Here is a 15641-nt window from a genome sequence, read left to right on the forward strand (position 1 = left end):
AATCATTCCCGTTTGGCCTCCGTCGTAAGGTGCGCACTGTGCACCCTACATTTCAGGTTTTTAGCAGTTAAGAGCGAGCAGCAATCATTCCCGTTTGGCGTGCGTAGGCAAATAGCCCTCCGGCATCAATCACCGGCCCGACATCTCCTAATGGCTTGAGGGAGTAAGTCAGGTTTTGAGTGTGGTTGATAATTAGATCGCCCTCAAAGTCGATCGTCACTTCTTCGCCTGTTACAAATAAGTCGCAAAGTCGATCGACCGATTCGATCGGATACAATTCGCCAGTCGCCGAGCAATTGCGAAAGAAAATCCGCGCGTAAGACAAGGCTACCACCGCTTCGACCCCAGCGGCTCCCAGAGCGATCGGAGCGTGCTCCCGCGAAGAACCGCAGCCAAAATTTTCGCCCGCAATGATAATCGGATACTTGGTTTTGGTTTCCCCAGCCTCGATAAACTTGCCGTAGCGATCGGGCAACCCAATCATCGCATAACTGCCTAGTTTCTCGTACTCGTCCGGCTTCGAGGGAACCAGGGTCAGGTATTCGGCTGGGATAATTTGATCTGTATCGATGTTGTCATCTAGAACAAAAATTTGACCGCTAATTACTTTACCCATAGTTTATTTCCTGTTGGCGAGAAGTAGATTCTGTGGCGATCGTGTTAAGTGCGATCGGTATCCAAGATTTGCACCTGTTCATTTTAACCTGGCAGTGTCAGTGATAACCTGTATAGGTAAAAATTAGATCCAAAACTTTGGGTTAAAAATTAACAGATTGCTAAGCGTCAAAATAGTGTTATGGCGAATCAAATAGATGACATTGCTCGACAAGCTCGCGAGGGCTCCGTCGCATCGATTATTCAAATCCTTAACGACCGACTGGCACAGGTAGGTGTCAGAGCCCGAGCCGTGTTTGCTTCTGGGGTACTGCAACTGCTGTGCGAAGCTGCAACACCCCAACTGCTCGAACAGTCTAGTTTGGTCGATCGCATCCGAGAAATTTTGGAAGGCCTTTCGCCCCGCAATATTCGCCGAGTCAACATCAACAGCCGGCTGGTGCGAGAACACCAACTGCTGTGGCTGGAAGAAATTAGCCGCGATCCTGAAAATCAATTGCTGTGGTCTCAAGAAATTAAACTCAGAAAGCCGAATTTGTTCAAGCGTTTGGCGGCCGCCCATCACGAACGCCAAGTTCAAAGCAAGCGGGCTTTGCCGAGAATCGCTGCTCCTCGATCGATGCAGCAACCGCGGCAATTTAAGCGCGGTATCGTCGGCGACGTCAGCTTGAGCGTGTTGTTGCTGGCTGCGGTGGCCACCATCTACAAAGGACTCAATTCCCCAGTGCCAAACAGCACAGCCGCCACCACCCAAGCAGTTGCCAGTCCCACTCCCTCAGAAGCAACACCTGCTGTCAAAACTTCTAAGGAAAATGCTAATTCTGCTGTTGACTCTTTTTCCCAAGCAGTGCGGGTGGCAGAGCAAGCAGCCAGCCAGGGCAAAACCGCTCAATCTCGCGAAAATTGGTTAGTAGTGGCTGCTAAGTGGCAGCAAGCTTCGGATTTGATGGCTGCCGTACCCTCAAATCATCCCCGCTATGAAACGGCTGTTAACCGGACGGGACTTTATCGTCAAAATAGCGATAAAGCTCAACAGGAAGCACAAAATAAGTAAGCAGGGAAGTCGGATAAATTTAACAATAGAACGAGCAAGCGCGTTTCTAGAACTTGCGATCGATAAGTAGTCGATCAAAAAGTCCGAAACGCTCAGATAAGCTATGAGTGAGGATTTTTTGATTTTTAATTTTTGCGATCGGCGTCACTCGATCGCATGATTTATATCACAATAAAATTTTATCAGGATCACAAACTTAAATAAGAAACATCACAGAGTCAGGAGAGGAGTGTCACGAAGCGGTCTCAAGAAAACCTTCATACTCAGAACAGTCAAAAGTAGTGGGAATGGGATTTATCCTCATCTGCTCGAGGGTGCTAAATTTCATCCCTCACAGATCCCAGGGTAGAAAACAGCAAAATAGAACTCGGTCGGATCTGAGTAAGTCTTTTACAGATTTAGTTACCCGCCGACGGGCTGCGCCAACGCAGAAAGCAGGCTCATAACAGTCCAACCGACTGTTATGGATAGGTTCTATATATGCAGCGCGAGCCTGCTCAAACATCATTCAAAAAAATAAAGGCTTCGTTGCCATGATCGATTACCAGGGAAATCCAGACTTTACTCCGATCGACCAATCGCCGTCAGAGTCTCGCACTTTGCACCTACCACAAATCGCAGAACCAGTATCAGTCCAAAAATTTCTGGATCGTCTTATGCAGTACCAGGTCGATCCTGCCCTTGTCGGGCGGCAAATTTACCAAATTCTCGCGACCAACATCGATCGAGAAATCCTGCTGCTACAAATAGCAAATACTTTGGGGGTTGCTTGTGGGGCAGATTTCTGTTTGATTGCTGTAGCTGACCAGAAAGTAGTAATTCCGAATGCTTGCTGGCTTCAGAGGAGCGATCGACCAAACGCTGCGGATGCAACTCAAACACCCGAAGATTCCCAAAGCACAAAATTAGAATCGCCTAGCATATCGATCGAACATCCTGTTTTCGCAAACGTGCTAGCAGAGGGCGAGATCGTGGCCATCTCCGACTATCTTGATACTCCTGGGGCAGCTTCATCGCCCAATTCCCCTGTGACACCGCTGCCTTGTCGGGCTGTTTTGGCAGCGCCTGCGCGATTTGGAGGGGCTGTAAATGGGACGATCGTTCTTGGTAAGTGGCAACCTCACGAGTGGTCGGCAACCGATGGCCAGCGCCTAGAAGCAGCATCGGAGGCGATCGGCATCGCGATTGCTCACATTCAAAAAACTCAAGAAATTGCCCGTTTAAACCAACAGTTACAGCGACAAGCTAAATACAAAAATCTACTCAGGTCAGTTGCTACTGCGATCGACACGAGTTCAGAAGTCGATCGAATTTTGCAGCAACTTATTGAAAATACCGTCAATACTCTGGAAGTAGATAGAGGTCAAATCCTGCTGTTTAAACATACAGACTCCCCCTTAACAAAAGCCTCCATCAATCAAACTCCCAAATCAAAAATAGTATTAGTTGGCGAATCTGCATCGACCAAAAATGAAAGCAAACTAGCAATAGAACAAAAAAATTCTGGAAAACAAAGCTCGAAAGCTAAACCCAAGACTCAGGCAAAAAGTGCTAATTCCAAATCCAAAAGTTCTAATTCCAAACAAAATAACTCTCCCGCTTTTTGGCTGTCGGAATCTAATTTGTGCAGTCAAGCATTCCACAGCGCACCCCAACCTTTCGCCTTTGCTGACGCCAGCGAATTAATCGACAAGGAACAAGAGGGCGCCGCAGAAATCTTGAAACTCCAAGGTATTCGGGCGCTGCTGGTAATTCCCATCATGGACGCAAGCAGACAGGAAACTGTCTTAGGGTTCTTGGTTTTGCAGCACTCCGAGCCGCGTCCTTGGAACCCTGAAGAATTAGAAATTCTGGAATCAGTCTGCGCTCAAGCCAGCAGGGCGATCGTTCAAACTCAGACACTCAAGGAACTGCAAAGCCAAGTCCAAAAAAGAGATGCTGAGTTGGAACAAAGTATCAACGTGCAGGAGAAACTGCACGAACAATCTGCCAATCTACTAGAGCAAATACGCAGATTGAAGCTAATCAAAGACGAGTTTATCGACAATGTTAGTCACGAGTTGCGTACCCCTTTAACAATTATGAATCTGGCGATTCTGATGCTCAAAAAGGCCGAACAGCCATCAGCAAGTCGCGCTAATTATCTCGACATTCTAGAGCAGCATTGTGCTAAGGAAGCCGCCCTGGTTCAGGATTTGCTAACCTTCAAGCAATTTGAGCGCCAGCCACTCCCTCTTTATCCAGTCAACATCGATCTCAACCTTTTAATTAAAGATTTAGTTGTGGATTTTGAGAAAAAGTGGGCGGATAAGGGATTGACTCTGGAGGTGGATGTGCCGAAGTTGACCCCTTCCTTGGAAACCGACCCGGACAGTCTTAAGCGGGTGCTGCTGGAACTGCTGACGAATGCTGGAAAATACTCGGCTTCTGAAACAACGGTAGTTTTCGAGGTATCTGAGGTAGCCAGCGATATTGTCCTAAGTGTGTCTAATTTCGGGCGCGGCATTATTGCTGCTGATTTGCCGCACATCTTTGACAAGTTCCGTCGCGGTACTGGCATTACCAACAAAGTCATCCCCGGTACGGGTTTGGGTCTGGCGCTGGTCAAGTCTTTAGTGCAGCACATGAATGGTACTATTGATGTGTCTAGTTGTCCGGCCGAAAGTTCCGAATCTGACGAGTTGTGCTGCACATCTTTTACTCTGACTTTGCCAAAAAATCCAGCGGAACTCTTGAATCTAGAATAATAGTCTGGTTGAAAAGCTGCCTTTAATCGGCAACGAGCAGGTGAAAACTTGGGGAGCATCTCAGTTTTGCATTGCTATGAGTGCGATCTCTTAAGCTAGCTTATCAAAAATTTGGGTTTAAAACCCCGTCGTTCTACGACGGCTTTAATTGATCCTTGATGTATTGCTTGAAGATTTCAATCGGTGCGCCCCCAACCGAAGCAGCAAAATAACTCGGACTCGCGCATTGCGTCTTTTCCGTAGGGCTTCGGATATCCAGCTTGCCCGTATCGGCGGCTGGATACTCCTTTTAGCGCGTTAACTATGTTAGAATGAACAAACCAACTATAGCACAAGCCATGAAAGCTAGGTACAAATGTCGTTTCTATCCAACAGACCAACAGCAGCGGGGCTTAGCTCAGTTGTTTGGTTGCGTTCGAGTAGCGTGGAACGACGCCCTAGCTTTGTCGCTTAATGGCAAGTATCCAGGATATGGCGAATTGTCTGAGTCTTTAACGGCTTCTAAAAAAGCTGAAGACCGAGTGTGGCTAAACAACGTATCTTCAGTTGCTTTGCAACAATCTCTAAAACAGTTAGATGTTGCCTACCAAAACTATTTTGGTTCTCTAAAAGGCAAGCGCAAAGGGAGAAAAGTAGGAAGACCTAAGTTTAAAAAGAAGTCGAACCGGCAGTCTGCAACCTTGACAAAAGCAGGGTTTTCCTTAAAAGGAGATGAAGTGTACTTAGCTAAAATCTGGAACGTCTTGCCGATTTGGAGTAGAGAACTACCATCAAATCCCAGTTCGGTAACAGTAATTAAAGATTGTGCCAATCGCTATTTCCTAAGCTTTGTAGTTGAGATAAATCCGGTTAGCGTACCCGCTAAAAACGAGTCTATCGGCATCGATCTGGGCATCAAAACCTTTGCAGCGCTCAGCGACGGAACACAAGTAAAAAGCCCGGACTATTCAAAACCCGACCGCAAAATTAGGAAATTGCAGCGCAAGTTAAGCAGACAACAAAAAGGCTCAAAACGGCGCAATAAAACGAGGATTTGCCTTGCCAAACAGCACAACAAAATATCGGACAAGCGCACTGATTTCTTGCACAAATTGTCAACCAAGATTGTCATCAAGAACCAAGCTGTAATTTTGGAAAATTTAAATGTCTCGGGCATGGTTAAAAACCGCAAATTAGCCAGAGCGATTAGTTTGCAGGGATGGTATGAATTTCGCACTCTAATTGAAGCTAAATGCGACAAATACGGGCGTGACTTTCGGGTGATTGATAGGTGGGAACCCACGAGTCAAATTTGTTCGGAGTGCGGGTTTAGGTGGGGCAAGCTAGATCTCAAAGTTCGAGAAATAGTCTGCGTTAATTGTGGGACGCACCACGATCGAGATACAAACGCATCTAAAAATATAGAAAAAGTCGGGATGGGACATCGCCACGACTATAAACGGACACGGAGAGAAGGTAAGACTACTTGTAGCGCATCTCAATGAAGTGTCAAGAATCCCCGTCCGTTCTACGGCGGGGAGTATGTCAAATAATAAGCTGTACAGTATTCTGAACATCGCACTCTTAAAAAACGCTGTTTAAAAAAGTCAAATGCTCCCCCAAAGATTTATATGATGCCTGGCATTAGTGTAAAATTAACATCAAACTTAGTCACAGACTGCTTTTGGGCGATTAGGAATCGCTATCCCCTAGCCCCCGGATAGTCGGGGGGACAAGATTATTCTCTTTCGTCCCCTTCTGTAAGGGGGATGCGAGGAGCCTCAAGACTCTGCTATAAACTAGATTTATGATGAATTTTAGAATGAAGTTGAGATTAATAGATGTGCCGTTATGTGCCGGTAATTAGTACCTGTTAGTACAGATATATTTATTACTATCTCGCTCAATTAATCAGGACGAAAGTCTTTATTACAACATGAACGATGGTAGTATAAATAAGATAATGTTAAGAGGTATTGACCACAAAGATCTGTTTTTTTAACTTTTTCAAAGACCTGCAACGAAGTATTATTGTACATCGAAGTCGGTTTCTATCCCTTGGAATATTCCCTAAAAATTGTCGCGCTGCATGGAACTAGATCGTCTATATTATGCTAACAAAAGCTGCACCTAAACTCCTGCGTTGGCAACGTTCTAAATATTCGCCGCTGGCACGACAAATAGACGTTTTTGCTGCGACGGCAAAGTTTATGTTTTTTTTGTGGTGGGATGGACTGCTGCAAGATAAGTCTGCTCATACTAGAAGAATTCGCGCCCATTGGTTGGTGAATACTTTGCTGGATTTGGGCCCGACTTTTATTAAAATCGGGCAGTCTCTCTCGACTCGTGCTGATTTGCTGCCGCTGGAGTACGTCAAGGAGTTGGAACAGTTGCAGGATCGGGTTCCTGAGTTTAGTTCCGAAGAGGCGATCGCCCTTGTAGAATCAGAGTTAGGCAAGGATATTTACGCTTTGTACCGGGATTTTGACCCGTTACCCATCGCAGCAGCGAGTCTGGGACAGGTGCACAAAGCGAGGCTGCACACGGGGGAAGATGTGATTGTGAAGGTGCAGCGCCCGGGTTTGGAAAGGTTGTTCGATTTGGATGTCAAGGCGGTGCGCCAAGTAATGCGTTTGTGCGATCGCCATTTGCCCGGGACGCGCAAGTACGATCTAGAATCTCTTTATCACGAGTTTTTCAAGATTTTATATCAAGAAATCGACTACGTGCAAGAAGGCAAAAATTCCGATCGCTTCAGCCATAATTTTCAGGAATATCCTCAGATTATTGTCCCAAAAGTCTACTGGCAATACACAACTAAAAAAGTGCTGACTGTAGAATATGCTCCCGGTATTAAGGTGGACGATCGCATTAGTTTAGAGGCGATTGGAGTAGATATTACGAAGCTAAATCAACTCGGAATTTCTTGTTACTTGAAGCAGTTGTTAATTGATGGTTTTTTTCAAGCTGACCCGCATCCGGGAAATTTGGCGGTGACAGAAGATGGCAGCTTGATATTTTACGATTTTGGGATGATGGCAGAGGTGAAGTCTCTGGCTAAAGACGAAATGGTCAAGACTTTTTTTGCTGTGCTGAGGAAGGATACCGATCGGGTACTCGATACTTTAATTGCGATCGGCTTAGTTGAGCCGATGCCGGATATGATGCCGGTACGCAGGCTGATTGCTTTTTTGTTGGATAAGTTTATTGATAAGCCGATCGACTTTCAAGCCTTTAATGAAATCAAGAACGAACTTTATATCATGTTCGAGCAACAACCCTTTCGCTTGCCCGCACAAATGATGTTTATTGTCAAGTCTCTGACGACTCTCGACGGCATTGCCAGAACTCTCGACCCTCACTACAATTTCCTATCATGCGCTCAGCCTTTTGTCAAGAGTATGGCGGTGAGTAAAGGGCGCAGAAGTGCGATCGGAGAATTGGCTCTTCAAGCGCGAAATTTTATCGCGTACAAGTTGCAGCAGCCGAGCAAATCGCAAGTTTTCCTCAAGCGTTTGGAGCAGCGGATTGAAGATGGGGAATTGCAAATTCGAGTCCGCAATAGTTCGAGCGATCGCGCCCTGAAACGCATCAATCTAGCCCTGAAAACTCTGATTTTTGCCTGTGTAGCGGGTTTTGGGGTGCTGACGGGTGCGGTGCTGCTGGTGGGCGGATATCAAACGGGGGCGATCGTAGCTTTTGCTGTGTCGGGATGCGCTGGCTTGTTTGTGCTGCGTACTTTGCTAGATTTGTTGGTGAGGGAAAAGCTCGATAAAATGGCTGAAAAATAAATATTTTGGAGAATGGGTAATTGGTAATTGGTAATTGGTAATATAGCGGTAGGGTGCGGAGCGTGCGAGTTAATTGTAGGGTGTGTGACGGCGATAAATCTTTACATCTAAACCAGGAAAATATGTACAGTCACGCACCGCCTCAGTCCCGATCTAAATTTCAACAAAAAGATGCTGCCGAATAAATGTTGTGTTTATTTATACAACCATTGTGTTCCGGTGCGGATCTCTTAAATTGTCGATAGGTAGCTAGGAATTTTTCGTGGCGACACACCCTACGAATTAAGTAAACAGTATTGCATGATATCAGATCGATCGAGAGTCAATTCACTTGATTTGATAAATGTAAGCATCATCAATGTACCTATGATTGATGCTTTGATTCGTTATCCGTCTCCCTGAAAAACTTGATTTGAAACGTTGTTGTAACTCACGCAATCCCTGAATTAATTCATCTTTGACGCTGACTGCGACAAGGGCTGTCCAATCAATTTTCAATTCAGGCTCTACCTCGCGAAAGACTGATAGTATTTCGTCATAAGTTTTAAGTGGGCCTTTCTTATCATAGGAAGGTGATGTGAGCATCAATCGCCAGGTTTCGGGTTCTGGTGCGTAGAACCAGAGAGCAGAATCAACTGATACACCCGCTTCATTAAGAGCGTCTATTAGTCTTTGACCTTCTGCTATTTCTTGACTTACCAATGTTGCTGTACCCATTGTAAAATTCCGTGAGTGGTGTCGGTAATTGCTGAGTAAATATCGAGGGCTTTTTGTTTGTCGTGTTTTTCATAACGACTTTCTTCTGACCAGTCTTTGAGTAGTGCCCATCTATTTGCAAAACTTCTATCCTTTACCAGAGTTTTTAATTCTGAATCAAGTTTAGCAACTTTAACAAGTTTTTCTAAATCGTGGGTGTAACTTTCGAGCGCTGTTTTTTTGTCAGGAAAGTCGAATTTCCGGGTTTGTTTGGCAATGCAAGCTTTTAAAGCACATTCTATGACATAACCGCTGAGATAGTAAGCACCAGAGTATTGACGATTTTGGAGGAGCACTTCTACTTCTTTAAGTCGAGTAAGTGCGATGTTTTGTAAATCTCGTCTATTCACAAGTTTAGCTTACCTCCATAAAATCAGCAAGAAGATGGGGCGGTTTCAACCGCGCCTGCATCTACAATTATCCAATAGAGGAGGAGGTTGAAGCCAAAAGCAAAAATGATACCTAGCGTGTCGGTTGGGCTTGTTGCCTTTACCAGTTGCTAGATATCATTTCGATATCAGAGTTAGATTTTCAATACCCCCAGGGGAATTCGAATCCCCGTCGCATCCGTGAAAGGGATGTGTCCTAGGCCTCTAGACGATGGGGGCGCGTTTTGCGTTGCGTTTGCTTGTGTTCCGCACCTTTATTACCTTAACTAATCTTTCCCAATCTGTCAACTACTTTGCGAAAGTTTTTTTTCTAGTCGTCCGACAACTGCTCGCAGTAGGCTTTGAGGATGGCGGCGCAGTTGCCGATCGCCCCCAAGTGAGCAATTTCAAAGCCGTGGGTGTTCTGGGTAGGGAAAGCCAAACAAGCGGCGCGGGCCACGTGGCCGAACTTCATGGCGATCGAAGCATCGCTCCCAAAACCGCTAATCACCGCCAACTGCACCTGTTTGTCGGCTGCTGCGGCTGCTGCGCGCAATTGAGCGTTCAATCCTTCATCGTAGACTCCGTAGCCGTCTTGAACTAGCAAAACCGGGTTTTCGCCGTCGTCGATCGGGTATTCCGGCGCCAGCGGGCAAATTTCCAAAGCAATCAGCGCTTCCAACGGCTGGCGCTGCGTGAAATACAAAGCCCCGATCGCCCCAACCTCCTCCTTCGCCGACGCCACCAAATAAACATTCACCGCAGGCTCTTGCAAAAATTCCGCCAGAGCCAGCAAAATCGCCACAGAAGCCTTGTTGTCGAGGGTGTAGCTCGCGATCCAATCCTTCAGCCGCAGCGGGCGTTTGCGGTGCTTTCCCACCACCATCCGCGTGCCCGATCGAATTCCGGCCTCGGCCAATTCCTCGGCGGTACACTTGGTTTCGATCCAGGCATTTTCCCACTTGACAGCAGCATCTTCCTGCTGAGCTTTTTGAGGAGATTCGTGGGAAACGTGGCGGCTTCCGAAGCTGAGAATCCCGCTAATTGTTTGCTTGTCTCCTAACAAATCGACAACGCCTTCGCCGTAAACCCAAGGAAAGGTGCCGCCTAACCTGCGGACTTCGACGCGCCCCCGATCGCCTATTGTTTTCACTAGGGCGCCAATTTCGTCTTTGTGGGCGGTAATGGCGATCGACTTTTCGGGATTGCGGCCCGGAATTAGGGCGATCGCATTGTCAGCGCGATCGATCCAAGCATTCACTCCTAGGGCGCCGAACTTTTCCATCAACCGCTGGTTAATTTCCGACTCCGCACCGCTGGGTGAGTGCAGCATGACTAACTCTTCAATTGTTTCAAATAGGCGATCGAACTCTAACATTTTTGATTACCGCATTTTGGAGCATATTTTGACATATATTAAAGCAGATTTATTCTATGTAGCAATCATATTTTCTTAAGCGAACCAGATTTTTATTTTTCTTGACCGCAGAGGGCGCAGAGAACGCAGAGGTTGGAGAAAGGAGGGAAAGATGGATGTTGAAAAATTCACACACTTTTGCAACTCAATAAACTAGGTTGGTCGCGCCTATATGAGATATGATTGGAAAGATTGTTATCATAACTTTGAAAATATTTTCAATATTTACCTATGCTTTTATCTAAACTTCAGCAACTGATGCAGCGCAACATTAGAGCAAAAAGATTAGGCATAAAATTTAACAGGGTTGCTAGCTTTCAATTGCCGGATAATTTGCTGGTAAAAGGAAAGCGCCATCAAGTCAAGGTGCCTTCAGAGAAAGGTATGGACGGAGAATTTATAGAAGTGCTTTTAGACGACTGCTACGGAGTCGAACAATTACCCCCATCGCTGAGGACAATTATTGATATTGGAGCCAATGTCGGGTTATTTCCGATTGCGGCGAGGAACAGGTTTCCCCAGGCGGTGATTCACGCCTACGAAGCTAATCCCAACTTGGAAAATTACCTCAAACATCAATCTGAAATCGCAAATTTTACGTATTTTATGGAAGCTTTAGGAGACCGAGATGGTAAAGTAGTGCTGGATATTCGGGAAGTCTCGGGAAAAACGCGATCGCGCGTCAGCGAAAACGGCGATGTACCGATGGTATCGTTGAAAAGGGCGATCGATCGCATTGGCGGCAGCGTCGATTTAGCCAAAGTAGACTGCGAAGGTGCAGAATGGCTGTTATTTGAAGACCGAGATACTTGGCAACTCGTGCAAAACCTGTCTTTAGAATACCACTTGTGGTCTGGTCACACTCACGCCGAAACCCGACAAGTTATTGAAAACTTAGGATTTGAGGTCAGAAAGCAAACGCCAATAGATAAATGGTACGGCTCCATCCTAGCATCCCGAATCCCCAACCTTAAATAAGGTTCGTAGTGAGGACTTCAGTCCTTCTTTTCTTGAGGACTGAAGTCCTCACTACGAACCAATTTTAACATAGCTTGGATTAAATCTGTTCTTCACCTTGATTGAAACTGTGCATTCCTAGATTTTCTTCGACGCCAACAACAGCATCTTCGCGAGTATTGAGGATGCCTGGGAATGATTCTTGACTTGCTTGCAAAGCTTGTTCCTTGTTTTTGCGATCGGCAAGTTCGCGCTGCAATTTATCAATTATCCGTTGAAAACGAGCTGCTTGCCTCAGCATTTCCTGTTCCGAAAAATCCAGCAATTGAATTAAACTAGCAATTTGATATTCCAGTAATTGATTTTCGTAAATATTGTGAGATTTCACAATATTTTCCGATGTTTTTGAGTTATTAAAAACTGTTTTTTCGTCAGACAAAGACAGAGCAGTTTTGACACTCAGTGCCAAATGTTTAAACAGTTGAGCTGTGCTAGGGGGAATTTTTACTTTAAGGAAAATGACTACCGCAAACAAACTTCCCGATCGCAAAAGTCCCCCAAATGTCAAGGTAGACTTGACTTTGTAGGGGATAATTAAGGAATCTTGTTCGGGAATAAAGGGGCTGCCTTTTGCCTCGGATACGTGAAAAATATTTAAGACTGCGGGTTCTAATTGCAGAAACCTTTCTCCCTCGATTCCGAGGACTGTAGGAATGTCTAAACCGAACTGCCTGATGGTTTCCGCAATCGCCGGCATTTTGGCTACTACTTCGGTGCTAACTAAGGGAATAGCTGTATTTTCTACTCCTGTGTGCCGAGAATTCCACTGCGGTTCTATGCCTGCGGTTGCTAGTAGAGTCCAGCATTTCATGTCGGCGGCAGGGGATTTGCCGTTCATTAAGCGGCGGGCGGATTGTTGCAATGAGTCTTCTAATTCCCCGTAGGGATGAGTTTTGAACAAACGCACCAAAACACAGCTATTTTCTCCAGTTTGCGAATCGCAAAAATGTTGGTAAATATACTTGACAATTTTTTGGCTGCTGGCTTCCATACTAGCAGAATTTCTACCGAACTGGCGCAGGACTAAACTGCATTTCGCGATGTCTTGCGGGGTAAATAGGGTAATATCGTACATTAGAAAACGCTCTCCCAGATCTCAAACACTCTTTTTCATTTATCCGTAAGGTCGTTACCCCATCCGGAATCCTACTGAGAGTTTTTCCAAGTGTTAGTTAAAATATGTACAAAATTTGCCAGCCAAATGCAGCGCTTGTCTGGCAGGATACAGAAATTAAGACTAAGTAAGAGTAAAAGGAAAAATCTATCCCGTAGCGCGCGCACCGCGCACAGAGAGGCAGATGTATGATTTATGGCGTTTGCAAGGATTTGTGGCGGTGACTCGGGCAGAGAAATTAAAGTAGCGAGACTTTTCTACCAGAGTCAGGATGATAATCTAAAAGGTTCGTAGTGAGGACTTCAGTCCTCAGCAAAAGAAGGACTTAAGTCCTCACTACGAACCTGTAGTGAGGACTTCAGTCCTCAGCAAAAGAAGGACTTAAGTCCTCACTACGAACCTTTTTTTGTTTAAGTTGAGGCTTTGTTTAAAACTTTTAATCATCCCAAACAACTCTACTGGGCTGCTTGAGACTTGGCTTGCAGAGCATCTTTAGCCGACAATCCCTGATCTTGAATGCCAAAATACCACAAACTTGCAGCAGCTTCGGCGCGAGTCACGGATTTTTTGGGCTGAAACAGAGTTGTAAAACCAAAAACGCGGCGAATATTCGCCAAGTCTCCATTGTTGAAATCAGCTAAAACTGCTCGCGACGCCTGGGAATCAATCTTAGAAGCGTCTTGAAAACTCCATTTTTCTTTCACTCCCTCAATGTTAGCTGTGGGCAAAACTTGACGAGTATCTAATGGTACTTTCCAGAGAATCATTGTTTCGCGGGTTAAAGGTGCATCCGGGCGAAATTTCATATCTTTAGTTTCTCCCGAAAGTGAACTCGGAATTAAACCGGCTTCTGCTAAACCTTGAATTGCTGAAAAATCTGGGTCGGTTTTGGGTATGTCAGAAAAGGCTGATTCGCTAGATTCTACTGCTAATCTTATTTGTTTGGCTTGACGGCTGGCATAAATTTGATTGTTTGCTGCTACTAACCACCGGGCGTATTCGCGGCGGGTGATAATTTTGTTGGGTTCGGGCAAAGTGCTGCCTGTTTCTAAATTAGCACCGCTTTTAGATCGCACTTTCAGCGCTTCTAACTGAGCCAAATCCGCCACGTACTGCTGCAACTGTTGAGGAATTTTGGTGTCTAGTTGGCTAACTTTTTCGGATTTTGGCGAGGCAGATGGGGTTGGAGTAGTTGCTTCTGAATTTGATGGAGTTGGTGAAGCGGTTGGAGATGGGCTAGACTCGGAATTGTTAGGCTGGGGACTGGCTGCTATTTCTGGACTGTCTTTGGTGTAGTCGATCGCAAATTCCGTAGAACCTCCTACTTTTTGAGTCGGAGAAAGCGATACTGTTACCCGCAATTTATCTCGGGTTGCTACCAAAGAACCTTGTCCTTCGGCGGTTGGGCGGCTGACTATTTGCCAATTCCCGCGCCCAAATTCTCTCTGATAAAAGTTCTGAACCGAATTAACCGGATCTGTGCTTTCCCAGCGCAGCCGCACGTTTTTTGACGGCGCATCGGTTGGCGCACCAACTTCGACTAACTGAGCATTAGGATAGAGTGGAATCTCTGTCGGGAAATCGGCAGGAAGTTTGGCGGTTGTGCTGGTTTCGACTGCTGTCGCTGGGGGAGGCACAGGGACGGGAAGCGGAGTTTCTGTTAATTTGGGATCGGCGGCTAAAGATTCTTGGAGGGCTTTGCTGTTGGGGTCGTTTGCACAAGCTGTCACAGAAACCAGCAGACTGATAGCCAGCCAAGTCTTTACAACAGCTAGTATATTGGTTTTATTAGTTTTACTGGTTTTACTGGTTTTGGCTGGGCCCAGCGAGTTGCCTCGCCGTTGAGTACGTATAATATTCAGCATAAATCCCTCGTTTGCGGATATGTTTCTAGGCTAGCGCAGATCGATCGGACAAATATAATTTTTACCCAAATGAAATTTCTGCATATAATCCTAGTTACTGCTACATTACTTGTCTGGGCACTCAAGTTTACAAGTCCCGCAAAAGCTGAAGCAGCCCCGCTGCGGGCGCCACTTCAGACGCCGGAGTGGCAGCCGTTTTGTTCGGCGATGGGTCAGTTTGCGATCGATATGCCGGGAACTCCCAAAATTAATACTGAAACTTTTTCAACTCAAATTACCGCTCATACATACAGGTCTATCTTAAAAAATAAAGAAACTTATTTACTGCAATACTTCGATCTAGATTTTCGGCTCAGCAACAATAATATCAAAATTACTTTAAATAATGCCGTTGATTTTTTTGTCGTGGCTGCCAATGCTAAATTGCTGCAAGTGCGGGATATTTCCCTGGGCGGCTATCCGGGAAAAGAGTTTGAGTTTCAGCCACTTTCTCCCAAGGAACCTATAGGCGTCGGTCAAGTTTTTTTGGTGGAAACGCGCGTTTACGGGCTGGTTGCTACTACTCCAGAACCAGAAAATGCTCAAAAATTTCTCGACTCTTTTCGTTTGTATTGAAGCAGGAAGTATGGATTTAACGGATGTTGAGGCAAATTTCTGTTGGCCCGGGCGATCGCATTTATTAATACAACTTACGAGTTGAAACTTGGTGGATCGGAAAATATGGGCTGTGGCCAAGAAAAATGTTGCCATGAATTGGTTTTTTTGATCGACAGTGCATTCATGACTAATCACGTTAATTTTTTTTAATGCCTAATTTGCTTTGGCTCTTCTGGGTTTGCGGTGAAAACTGTATAATATAGGAACTTTACGCTAGAGGCTAAGCTTATGGATTTTCATCTTGACGGATTACTCAATTTG

Annotated in this window: 12 protein-coding genes, 1 tRNA gene and 1 pseudogene; 6 read left to right on the top strand and 8 right to left on the bottom strand. The window is 45.5% G+C overall.

Going from position 1 to position 15641, the window contains the following annotated elements; all coding sequences use genetic code 11:
- Positions 1-67: 67 nt before the first annotated feature.
- Complete coding sequence (locus tag JGK39_RS08820) at positions 68-616, bottom strand: 3-isopropylmalate dehydratase (protein ID WP_293250839.1); 549 nt, start codon at positions 614-616, stop codon at positions 68-70.
- Positions 617-796: 180 nt separating this feature from the next.
- On the opposite strand from JGK39_RS08820, the gene JGK39_RS08825 reads away from it, so the two are divergent.
- Positions 797-1669, top strand: coding sequence for a hypothetical protein (locus JGK39_RS08825; protein ID WP_293250842.1), 873 nt, complete (start codon positions 797-799; stop codon positions 1667-1669).
- Between the two features lie 533 nt (positions 1670-2202).
- Positions 2203-4416: a GAF domain-containing protein gene (locus tag JGK39_RS08830; protein ID WP_293250845.1), complete on the top strand. Its 2214-nt coding sequence runs from the start codon at positions 2203-2205 to the stop codon at positions 4414-4416.
- A 133-nt stretch (positions 4417-4549) separates the two neighbouring features.
- On the opposite strand, the pseudogene JGK39_RS08835 reads toward JGK39_RS08830, so the two are convergent.
- A pseudogene (locus JGK39_RS08835) lies at positions 4550-4727 on the bottom strand (transposase); the annotation flags it as partial.
- On the opposite strand from JGK39_RS08835, the gene JGK39_RS08840 reads away from it, so the two are divergent.
- Both JGK39_RS08840 and JGK39_RS08845 read left to right on the top strand, forming a co-directional pair.
- Positions 4728-5900, top strand: a complete 1173-nt coding sequence (locus JGK39_RS08840) for an RNA-guided endonuclease TnpB family protein (protein ID WP_366049260.1) — start codon at positions 4728-4730, stop codon at positions 5898-5900.
- Between the two features lie 606 nt (positions 5901-6506).
- A complete protein-coding gene (locus JGK39_RS08845; RefSeq protein WP_293250851.1) occupies positions 6507-8186 on the top strand; it encodes an AarF/ABC1/UbiB kinase family protein in 1680 nt (559 codons plus the stop codon).
- A gap of 327 nt (positions 8187-8513) precedes the next feature.
- Here the strand turns inward: JGK39_RS08845 and JGK39_RS08850 are convergent, their stop codons facing one another.
- From JGK39_RS08850 to JGK39_RS08865, 4 genes are all read right to left on the bottom strand, one after another.
- Entirely contained in the window at positions 8514-8903 is a 390-nt protein-coding gene (locus tag JGK39_RS08850) for a hypothetical protein (protein ID WP_293250854.1), read from the bottom strand.
- Positions 8882-9292 (bottom strand): HEPN domain-containing protein, encoded by a 411-nt coding sequence (locus tag JGK39_RS08855; protein WP_293250857.1) that lies wholly within the window; start codon positions 9290-9292, stop codon positions 8882-8884. Before JGK39_RS08855 ends, JGK39_RS08850 begins: the two co-directional genes overlap by 22 nt.
- A gap of 185 nt (positions 9293-9477) precedes the next feature.
- Positions 9478-9550, bottom strand: a tRNA-Glu gene (locus JGK39_RS08860).
- Positions 9551-9641: 91 nt separating this feature from the next.
- On the bottom strand, positions 9642-10688 hold the full coding sequence (locus JGK39_RS08865) for a M42 family peptidase (protein WP_293250860.1): 1047 nt from the start codon (positions 10686-10688) through the stop codon (positions 9642-9644).
- 270 nt (positions 10689-10958) lie between these two features.
- Here JGK39_RS08865 and JGK39_RS08870 point away from each other — a divergent pair, with 270 nt between their 5' ends.
- Positions 10959-11705, top strand: coding sequence for an FkbM family methyltransferase (locus JGK39_RS08870; protein WP_293250863.1), 747 nt, complete (start codon positions 10959-10961; stop codon positions 11703-11705).
- A gap of 79 nt (positions 11706-11784) precedes the next feature.
- Here JGK39_RS08870 and JGK39_RS08875 read toward each other — a convergent pair whose 3' ends face one another.
- Both JGK39_RS08875 and JGK39_RS08880 read right to left on the bottom strand, forming a co-directional pair.
- A complete protein-coding gene (locus JGK39_RS08875; RefSeq protein ID WP_293250866.1) occupies positions 11785-12819 on the bottom strand; it encodes a histidine kinase in 1035 nt (344 codons plus the stop codon).
- Between the two features lie 494 nt (positions 12820-13313).
- Positions 13314-14723, bottom strand: a complete 1410-nt coding sequence (locus JGK39_RS08880; RefSeq protein ID WP_293298239.1) for an S-layer homology domain-containing protein — start codon at positions 14721-14723, stop codon at positions 13314-13316.
- 69 nt (positions 14724-14792) lie between these two features.
- On the opposite strand from JGK39_RS08880, the gene JGK39_RS08885 reads away from it, so the two are divergent.
- On the top strand, positions 14793-15338 hold the full coding sequence (locus tag JGK39_RS08885) for a hypothetical protein (RefSeq protein WP_293250872.1): 546 nt from the start codon (positions 14793-14795) through the stop codon (positions 15336-15338).
- The last annotated feature ends 303 nt before the right edge of the window (positions 15339-15641 follow it).

The organism is Microcoleus sp. PH2017_12_PCY_D_A, assembly GCF_020738565.1.
In the GTDB taxonomy this organism is placed as follows: domain Bacteria; phylum Cyanobacteriota; class Cyanobacteriia; order Cyanobacteriales; family Microcoleaceae; genus Microcoleus.

Bases quoted from the DNA above. Each gene is read 5' to 3' on its own strand.
- JGK39_RS08820 (WP_293250839.1), bottom strand. From the start codon at position 616: ATGGGTAAAGTAATTAGCGGTCAAATTTTTGTTCTAGATGACAACATC.
- JGK39_RS08825 (WP_293250842.1), top strand. From the start codon at position 797: ATGGCGAATCAAATAGATGACATTGCTCGACAAGCTCGCGAGGGCTCC.
- JGK39_RS08830 (WP_293250845.1), top strand. From the start codon at position 2,203: ATGATCGATTACCAGGGAAATCCAGACTTTACTCCGATCGACCAATCG.
- JGK39_RS08840 (WP_366049260.1), top strand. From the start codon at position 4,728: ATGAACAAACCAACTATAGCACAAGCCATGAAAGCTAGGTACAAATGT.
- JGK39_RS08845 (WP_293250851.1), top strand. From the start codon at position 6,507: ATGCTAACAAAAGCTGCACCTAAACTCCTGCGTTGGCAACGTTCTAAA.
- JGK39_RS08850 (WP_293250854.1), bottom strand. From the start codon at position 8,903: ATGGGTACAGCAACATTGGTAAGTCAAGAAATAGCAGAAGGTCAAAGA.
- JGK39_RS08865 (WP_293250860.1), bottom strand. From the start codon at position 10,688: ATGTTAGAGTTCGATCGCCTATTTGAAACAATTGAAGAGTTAGTCATG.
- JGK39_RS08870 (WP_293250863.1), top strand. From the start codon at position 10,959: ATGCTTTTATCTAAACTTCAGCAACTGATGCAGCGCAACATTAGAGCA.
- JGK39_RS08875 (WP_293250866.1), bottom strand. From the start codon at position 12,819: ATGTACGATATTACCCTATTTACCCCGCAAGACATCGCGAAATGCAGT.
- JGK39_RS08880 (WP_293298239.1), bottom strand. From the start codon at position 14,723: ATGCTGAATATTATACGTACTCAACGGCGAGGCAACTCGCTGGGCCCA.
- JGK39_RS08885 (WP_293250872.1), top strand. From the start codon at position 14,793: ATGAAATTTCTGCATATAATCCTAGTTACTGCTACATTACTTGTCTGG.